At 62.5% G+C, this 8,464-nt stretch carries 5 protein-coding genes and 1 pseudogene; 2 read left to right on the forward strand and 4 right to left on the reverse strand.

The annotated features are described in order from the left end of the window. Nucleotides 1–315: 315 nt before the first annotated feature. Complete coding sequence (locus Mhypo_RS16205) at nucleotides 316–1,143, reverse strand: hypothetical protein (RefSeq protein ID WP_119342294.1); 828 nt, start codon at nucleotides 1,141–1,143, stop codon at nucleotides 316–318. Between the two features lie 112 nt (nucleotides 1,144–1,255). Here Mhypo_RS16205 and Mhypo_RS16210 point away from each other — a divergent pair, with 112 nt between their 5' ends. Both Mhypo_RS16210 and pyrF read left to right on the forward strand, forming a co-directional pair. Continuing rightward, nucleotides 1,256–2,257, forward strand: coding sequence for an asparaginase (locus Mhypo_RS16210; protein ID WP_119342295.1), 1,002 nt, complete (start codon nucleotides 1,256–1,258; stop codon nucleotides 2,255–2,257). A gap of 140 nt (nucleotides 2,258–2,397) precedes the next feature. Continuing rightward, the gene (pyrF, locus tag Mhypo_RS16215; RefSeq protein ID WP_119342298.1) at nucleotides 2,398–3,174 is read left to right on the forward strand and encodes an orotidine-5'-phosphate decarboxylase; all 777 of its coding nucleotides are present in this window, start codon (nucleotides 2,398–2,400) and stop codon (nucleotides 3,172–3,174) included. A gap of 388 nt (nucleotides 3,175–3,562) precedes the next feature. Here pyrF and Mhypo_RS16220 read toward each other — a convergent pair whose 3' ends face one another. The 3 genes and pseudogenes from Mhypo_RS16220 to Mhypo_RS16230 all read right to left on the reverse strand — a co-directional run. Next, on the reverse strand, nucleotides 3,563–4,711 hold the full coding sequence (locus tag Mhypo_RS16220; protein WP_119342296.1) for a hypothetical protein: 1,149 nt from the start codon (nucleotides 4,709–4,711) through the stop codon (nucleotides 3,563–3,565). A 39-nt stretch (nucleotides 4,712–4,750) separates the two neighbouring features. Continuing rightward, the gene (locus tag Mhypo_RS16225) at nucleotides 4,751–7,543 is read right to left on the reverse strand and encodes a DUF2325 domain-containing protein (protein ID WP_119342297.1); all 2,793 of its coding nucleotides are present in this window, start codon (nucleotides 7,541–7,543) and stop codon (nucleotides 4,751–4,753) included. A gap of 518 nt (nucleotides 7,544–8,061) precedes the next feature. After that, nucleotides 8,062–8,464, reverse strand: a pseudogene (locus Mhypo_RS16230) (biotin-dependent carboxyltransferase family protein); the annotation flags it as partial.

The following is an 8,464-nucleotide window of genomic DNA, read 5'->3' on the forward strand; positions in this document are numbered from 1 at the left end:
CTTCCAAGGGGCGGTATCGCCCTCCGCTACGCGGATAACTTCCAAGGGGCGGTATCGCCCTCCGCTACGCGGATAACTTCCAAGGGGCGGTATCGCCCTCCGCTACGCGGATAACTTCGGCCCTGTTGATTCGTTACCGAATGGTAACGAATCAATCGAATCTGATATCACACTGCACGATCAAAAGCGAAGGGCGTCTGCGGGGTTAAGAAAGCAGGTTGGCTTTGTGTAGCATGAATTCCAGAACAGCCTCAGGTTCTGGCCTGCCCGATTCGGTTTGCTCTCTGCAAAAAGCCGGCTACAAACCCTTGCGCTTCAAACCCCACAGCCCCACTCGAGCACCTTTACAAACCGCCTTCCGTCCCAGCGCCAGACCTTGCTGCCCCAGCCCTCGTGCACCCAGTCCTCGGTGATGATTTCCATCTTGCCATCACCATCGAGGTCGAGGATGGCCCCAACCCGGCGGGTAATCACGGTGGGCATCCCCTCGGTGCCATCGAAGGGTTTTTCGAGGTGGGTCGCCTCCAGCACATACGTCCGCAGGTCGGTATCGCTCAGCAGCTTGCGCACCAGCACCAGGCCATAATCCCCCACCTCCTGGGCATAGCGACCTTCGATTTGGCCCTGGTTGATAGAGAAACCCGGCTGGTTGGCGCTCAGAATAACTTCGTCGCGTCCGTCGCCATCGAGGTCGGTGCGCAGGGCCTGGGTAACGCTAGGGGCCTTTTTTATACCCAAGCGGTTGAGTTCGACCCCCACCGCCTGCAGGTGGGCAGCCGCAGATGCAAACGAGGCCACCGGGCGCGGCTGGGGGTTCCAGGAGGCCGAGAGGGCGTAAGCGGGGTACTGTATAGCGCGGCGCTCGAGCAGCGTCAGGGGCGTTTCCCGATTCCAGTCGCAGATATCCGGGGTTTTTAACCCTCCAGCTCCCTGGGCCTGGTTGATACGGCCTTGGGGCCCAAACACCAGGTAGCGCCGGGCCTCGAGGCGGGTTAGCTTTTCCGCCTGGGTAAAGCGTCCTGCCTGAAAAGCCCCCACCACCACGGCATTCTGCGCATCGTTCAAGCGCAGCAGCACCGCCGCTTGTGGGGCTTGCGCCACCGACAAACCCAGCACCAACCACACCGCCCATAGCTTCTGCATGCCATCAGGGTAGCAGGGGGCGGCCAGAAAAGATGGTTTTTTGGGGTAAGGCAGCCCGATATCCCTTGCGAATGGCTTATCAACACCTCGGCAAAGCGATAGGCTATGGGCAATGGATGCTTATACCTACGTCTACCGCGGGGGCCATATCGAAAACCGGCACAAGGTCTCGCTGGCCATGGTGGGGCCCCTGGGCAACCTGCTGGCCTACTGTGGCAACCCCCATCTGGCCGCCCATATGCGCTCCTCGGCCAAGCCCTTCCAGGCCCTGGCCCTTTATGTGAGTGGGGCCATCGAGCGTTTTGGCATCACCCCGGCCGAGGTGGCCCTGACCTGCGCCTCCCACGACGGCATGGAGCCGCATGTGGTCATGGCCGCCAACTACCTGCGCAAGATTGGCCTGGACGAAAGCTACCTGGCCTGTGGCGCCCACCTGCCTTTCGACCCCATAGCCAGGAAGGCCCTGCAGCAGGCAGGCCAGCCCCCAAGCGTACTGCACAACAACTGCTCGGGTAAACATACCGGCATGCTGGCGACAGCTCTGGCGCTGGGGGCCGACCCCAAAGGCTACGAGCAGCCCGAACACCCGGTGCAGCAGCTCAATCTGCAAACCCTGCGCGAACTTTCGGGTCAAGCGCACATCCCTTACGGAGTGGATGGATGCAGCGTGCCCACCTTCGTGCTGCCCCTGGCCTCTGCTGCCCGCATGTTTGCCCTGTTGGCAGAGCCAGCGGCTGCCCCACCCAAGTACCAGGAGGGTTTGCAGGCCATTTTTCAGGCCATGCGACAGCACCCCGACCTGGTGGCAGGCCCCCACAGCATCGACACCGTGCTGATGCAACACCTGCCCCAACTGATTGCCAAGCGCGGCGCCGACGGCTACTACGGCATGGCTCTGCGAAACACCCGTTGGGGCAACCTTGGGATTGCGTTCAAGGTGGAAAGCGGCTCCAACGAGGCCCGGGAGCCCATGGTCATCCGGCTGCTGGAAGAACTCGGCATTCTCTCGCCCAAGGTAGAGCTGGAGTGGCGGCGGCCCGTGGTACGCAATGTGCAGAAACTCGAGGTCGGCTACTGGGAAGCGAGGCTCGAGCTGAAGTGGCTCGACGGCTAGAGCAGCCGCAAGTGTGCGGCCAGACCAGGTTGCAAACACGATTGGAGCATCTGGGGCGCAATATCGGCAGGCCGGTATCTTTATGAATCCTGCATCAGGGCTACTTTGCATCTCAGGTGACAAAGAGTAGGCTCATGTACATGGAGTTTGTGGAAGAGGTTGTAGGGCGCCCCCCATTGGTGCTGGGGGTTGACCCCCGGCCCAGACTGCACGGGCCGGAGCCCCTGACCCACATCCGCCGCTACTCCCTGGAGCTCATGGAAGCCCTGGCTCCCCGGCTTGGTGCAGTCAAGTTTCAAACGGCCTTTTTCGAGGCCCTGGGGCCTCAGGGGTTTGCCCTGATGCACGAACTGATTGTCGCAGCCCGGGTGCTCTCCTTGCCGGTGATTATAGATGCCAAGCGCGGCGACATCGGCTCCACCGCCGAAGCGTATGCAGAGGCTTACCTGCAAACCTACCCCGGCTCGGCCCTAACGGTGAACCCTTATCTGGGGAGCGATGCCCTGGAACCCTTTTTCCGAGCCGCCCGACAATCGGGGGGCGCGGTTTTTGTACTGGTCAAGACCTCCAATCCAGGCTCCGGGCTTTTCCAGGATTTACCCCTGGCCAGCGGGGGCACCCTCTACCAGGCCGTGGCGGATTATCTGGCCCAACAGGCCGAGCAGCAGCGGGTAGGCGACTGGTCGCGCGTGGCGGCGGTAGTGGGGGCTACTTATCCCGAGCAAATTGGCGAAATTCGGAGCCGCTTGCCACACTCCTTACTGCTGTTGCCAGGTTTAGGGGCCCAGGGAGGCGAGGCCCTCCGTGGAGCGGGGTTGCTGAACTCGGCCAGCCGGGCGCTCTTCTACCCCGGCGGACAGCCCAGCGTAGAGGAAGCGGTTCGTCAGGCCGAGCGGTACCTGGCCGTGCTTGGATGATCGTTGCTGCACAGTTCTTATGGTCTACCCAGGAGACAAAAAACATCAGCGCTGTCTAATACCGGATTCAAAAAGACAGTTTACAAAGCCAAAAACACCAGAGGCTGTCTTTTTGAATCCTAGAGCACACCCCTCCCTTGAGTACCGGCGCTAGCCGGGGGCCGATGGCCCTTCACTGTCGGTCGGCGAAGAGAGCGTCTCCCTTCCAAGGGGCGGTATCGCCCTCCGCTACGCGGATAACTTCGGTCGGGTTAGTTCGTCACCAAAGGGTGACGAACTAACCGAATCTGGTATAAACTGCCTCAGCCTGCAATGGTTTATTATGCCGGTTCAAAATCCAAAATCTTGGGAAAAGACCAGGAGGCTGTGGTTGCTGGCCGGCACCAAATCAAAGCATGGAATCCACTGACTCCGGGTAAACCACCAGGGCCCGTCGAAAGGTACCTCCTCTGGAGAGGCGATAGGTCTCGAAGCTAAAAAGCTGTCCGGCCTGGAGCTGCTGGCCCCATAGCTTCAAGGGCTTCAAGGCCACATACACGGCAGCAAAGGGCGGCGAACGATGCGGCCCCAGGGGTTGGCCATTGGGGGACAGGGCATAGGCGATGAGGCCCCGCTCGAGGGCCGCTTGAATCTGTTCAAACATGGCCTGGGTGGTCTGGGGGTCGGGGTCGGCCTGCCGCATATCGCGCAGTGCAGCCTGAACCGCCCCGTCTTGCTCGAGCCTGGGGCGGGCCCGCGGGTCGGTCATCCGCCATGGCATGGGAGGAGGTGGCACAGGTTCGGGTAGGAGCAAGCGCTCTCGAATCTCGACCTTGCCGGTATCCTGCACGTCAGGCCCCTGGTTGCCGTCTAGCAATACAGGCAAGGCCAAAAACTGCCCCAGGCGAAAGTAGCTGCTCACAGCCAGGCGAAGGTGCTGGACAACGGTGGACGGTACCGAGGTGCCCTGGGGGCTCAGGAGGCGAAGGGTGTAGTCCAGTTTGGTCTGGGCCCGCCGCCGTTTTTGCCGCAGTCGCTCGAGCAAATGCGCTTTGTCCCCTGGGAGCGGATACTGTTCGAAATCCCCCCAGCGGGCTTCCACGTGTTGCTGCAGGGCCTGGGCAGCCTCGAGCAGGGCCTCCAGAAAAACGCGGGGGTAGCGGGTGGCTCCTTCCCAGGGCGGCAGGCTTGCGGGCAGCTCTTCTTCGGGGTACCGACCCTGTTCGGCCTCTCTGGCAGATGCCAACCACTCGGCAGACCCCTGGTAGAACTTTCGTATCAGGGCATGGGTTTGAGGGGGCACCAGGCCGGGCGAGGTGGGCTCGAGGCGTTCGTCGGCAGCCAGCATCTGATCCCCCAGGGTTTGCAGGGCAAAAGCGTTCCAGACGCACAACAGGTAGATTTGGCTGGAAAAGGCGGCCGTCCAGGGGTTTGGGTGTGAGGCTTCCAGTTCGCCCAGCAAGGCGTAGACCCCAGCTCCCGCTCGACGATACGCTTCCAGGGCTTCGGTGGAAAGGTAGCCCCGGGCTCTGGCCGATACGGTTCGTAAAAACGACATCACTGCCCCTCGAATGAATGGCGCCCACAAGAAAGGCTTTCAGCCCCTCTTAAGCGCCTGTTTGAAAACCTGTGGGGCGAACTCGGCCACCGCCCGCAAGAATCCGGTGATGCCCCTGGCCCTTCCAGGCGTGATGTAGACCGGCACCCCCAGGTTTTCGGCTTCCAGTCGCACCGGCTCGGAGAGGTCGTGGCCCACATAGCTGCTGATGATCATAAGGCCGTGGGCTCGCTCGAGCCGGCTCTGTATGCGCCGCAATACCTCCCGCCCGGCGGCGTGGCTGTCGGAGTCAAACCAGTCGAGCTCGAGGCCCTGGTTTTTCAGGATAGGGGTCAGGCGGCTTCGAAGCTGCGTGTGGCCCCCGACCACCATCAAATACTCTCCATGAAAGCGGGGCAGCGCCTCGCGCATCAGGCTTTCGGCCGTCACGCCGGCCAGGGCATCCGGGGTGCCCTCCAGGGTAGCGAGGGCCCTCGAGGTGGCCTTGAGCTCCTCCAGGTATAGCTGAAGCTCAGGGTTGGTGGGGTTCAAAAAAAGCAGGTTACGCAGAATTTCGCGTGAAAGTGCCAGGTCTTTTTCCCAGTAGTAAGCAATATCCAGGGCCTTGCGCCAGATCTCTGTGGCCTTCTGGTAGGCCCCAGTGCGCTCGTAGTGTTCGGCCAGGTCGTACAGCACCTCCAGGGCTTCGGGGTTGCGGGCTAGCTCGGCCAGCAAGAGCCCCTCGGCCCCCAAAGCTTGCCCGGCGTTATACAGCGCGGCCAGGTACTGCCCTCGCACGGCCCCAGCCTCCTGGCTCTGGGAAAAGCTGCGCGAAAGCCGGTAGGCCAGCTCGAGGTGCTCCAGCGGAGGCTCCGGGGTTTGTTTCAGGCTCTGGGCCAGCATACGAAAGGCCTCCCAGGGACCCTCCAGGGTCTCGACCAGTTTCAGCACCGGCTCAATCTCGCCAAAAGGTTGAAGTCCCGCTTCTCGCACCCGGCCCAGAAACTCTTTGGCCAGCACGGGCTCACCGGCTTCCAGGGCTTCCTGAGCCAGCTCAAATAGCTGTCGAACCGGATAGGCCCGGTGTGCATGGGCCCGCTTGTGATCGCCTAGAATCTCCTGTATGGGATAGCCCAAGAACCGCTTGGAGAGGGCCAATAGGTGGTAGGCCAGCCCAGCCGGTTCGCCACGGGAGGCCTGCGCGGCCCGCTCGAGGTAGCGCACCGCCTCGGCGTACCGCCCCTCCCGGTGCCGCAGCAGCCCCAAAGCCAGGAGCGCGGTGGCGTCCTCGGCACGGGCGACCGCATCGGTCAGGTAGGGCTCTACCTCCTTGAGGTCGGCCAGCGGTACCCCGTCCAGTGCTTCGGGGCTTCGCACCTTCAGGCCCGACAGGGCCAACCCCAAAGCCCCGTGGGACTCTCCCAGAACATAAAGGCGCTGGGCGTAGCGGGCCGCACGGCCCCATAGGCCTTGTTGCAATGCGGACTGCAAACCCACCCGCAGCAAACCTCTTGTAAGCAGTTCGGGCGATAGGTCTTCGACGAACTCCACCCGGCGGCTGGCCTCGCTCCAGTCGCCTTCGCGAAACAAGCGCAGCACCCGCTCCTCGATACGCTCGAGGGTGGACTTGAGGTAGACCTCGGCCTCGGGGAGGCCGCTCTCGTAAAACTGTCGCAGCGCATCCGACAAACGCCCCAGGCCCAGGTAAACTTTGCCCAAGGCAAACTTATACCGTCCTCCCCGGCTGGAAAGCTCCTCCAGGCGGGGTAAGGCCTTTGGGTACTCTTCCAGTTCGGCCCAGCAAAGCACCCGCAGCGTTTCGGCTTCGGGGTGGTGCGCTTGTGCCAGGGCTTCGTCGGCTTCGGCGAAGCGCGATAAAGCCCAGAGGGCCCGGCCGCGCAAATACGCCAGCTCTCCCCCGACGCTGGAGGGTATGCGCTCCAGCACCTGGGCATAAGCACCCTGCTCGAGCAAGGCCCAGATCTCCTCTGTGTCTGGAAGGGGGTTGGATTCGACCGCAACCGGAGCCGCATCGGTGGGCCGAACTTGCGGTGCAGGCACGGGTAAAAGCAGATCCGTGGGCATCTGGGCCGTTAGAATAGCGTACTCCCCTTCCCCTATCAGCCGCACATCACCGAAGCCCATCTGTTCCAGGGCCCCCATCACCGCCTGGGGGTTTTTGCCCAAAAAAGGGCCATGACTATAGACCAGCAACCCCCCCGGCTTTAGCAATCCCGCCAGACCCTGCAAACGGCGAAGCAGGTCAAAGTGCTCCAGGTAAGCCTCTTCCTCGAGGGTCGAGGGCAAGTCTCCCAGGTACCCTTCCGGCAAACAGGAAAGCAGCAGCACCGCATCCATGGTCGGCAGGTTTTGCTGCTCGGGGAACCACCCCTCATGCCACTGCACCGCCTCGCCGGTGCGGGCCCTTCCCAGGCGGACAGCCTCTGCAACACCCTCCAGGGCGTGCCACTCCAGCTCGGGCCGGGCCTCTTGCAGCAGCGTCACCAGGGCCCCGGTGAAGGCACCTACCTCCAGTACCCGGCCCTCTGCCGGTAAGGTTTGGGGTAAAACCCGCAGGTAAAGCTCAATAAAAGGGAGGTGCATCGCATACACCAGGGCCTCGAGCCGCTCCTTGGGATGGCTGAGCAGCACCTGGTAAAAACTTCGCACCGCCTCCAGGTTGCCCCCTTCGGCTCCTAGGTAGGCTTTCCACGCCTCCAGAATGGGTCTTCGTCGGGCAGGGCTGCCAATGCGTCTGGCCAGCGCGCTTTCGAAGCGGCCCGGCGAAAGGGGCGCAGCCAGATGAAAATGGGTACGAAAATAGCGTTTTACTTGGGTATCCGTATCATCCACCGACAAGCACCTCCCCGGCAATTCCCGTTGCAGGATATTGTGGCAAGTTGGGATTGTGCTGTAAACCGTCCAGCCCACCGTTAGAATGCTTACCCCCGGCGGGTATATCGCCAGGTGGGCTTCCGACACTGCTTGACGCCGCTTGCACCATCTGCCTGGAGGGTCTCATACCATTTCCAGACAAACACTCCGCTTTCTTCCCTGGGCTGGAGATAGCGCAACCGCAAAGTTGCCTTAAGCGCCCTCTCCCTCGATGGGAGAAGGCGGGGGTGAGGGTGTCCGAGCCTCGTTGCTTGACTTGCGTAGGGCAAAAAATCCAACCCCCACCCTAACCCCCCCCACAAGGGGAGAGGGGAGTGTGCCTTGTGGTTTTCTGACTATGTGGTTGCTCTGGGGCTGGAGAAGGTAGTGACACCCCGCCTGCGCAAAATACGCCCGACATGGGATGAGGAATTCTCCAGGGCCCCTCGAGGCCATCTATCCGGGTTCAGGGGGCCGGGTTCAGCGGGCATCACCCTTCAAGCTGGGGCATGGTGCATCACAAATCTCAGTGTTTGTCCGGGGCGCATCTGCGCCAGCCTGGGTAGGTCGGCGGGGTGCACCAGGGCCGGCTTGGCATAGCCCCCAAGGCGTCCCCGATCCTGAAGCAGCACGATGGGCTGCCCCTGGGGGGTTATCTGTACCGCTCCCAGCGGCGTGGCCTCGCTAATCAGCTCGCCGCCCGGCACCTCCGGCCCCGCCAGGCGAAGCCCCATCCGGTCACCCGAGACCAGTTCGTAGGGCGCCGCACACAGGGCCCGCATGGCCTCCCGGCTGTACTGCGGCCCCGGCAGCAGGCGAATACGGGGTGAGGTGAGGGCAGGCTGGGCAAATCCAAAGCCCGCTCGAGCCCCCCTGGGTTCCGCCACCCCCAGCACATCC

Origin of the sequence: Meiothermus hypogaeus (assembly GCF_003574035.1) — a bacterium.
GTDB lineage: Bacteria > Deinococcota > Deinococci > Deinococcales > Thermaceae > Meiothermus > Meiothermus hypogaeus.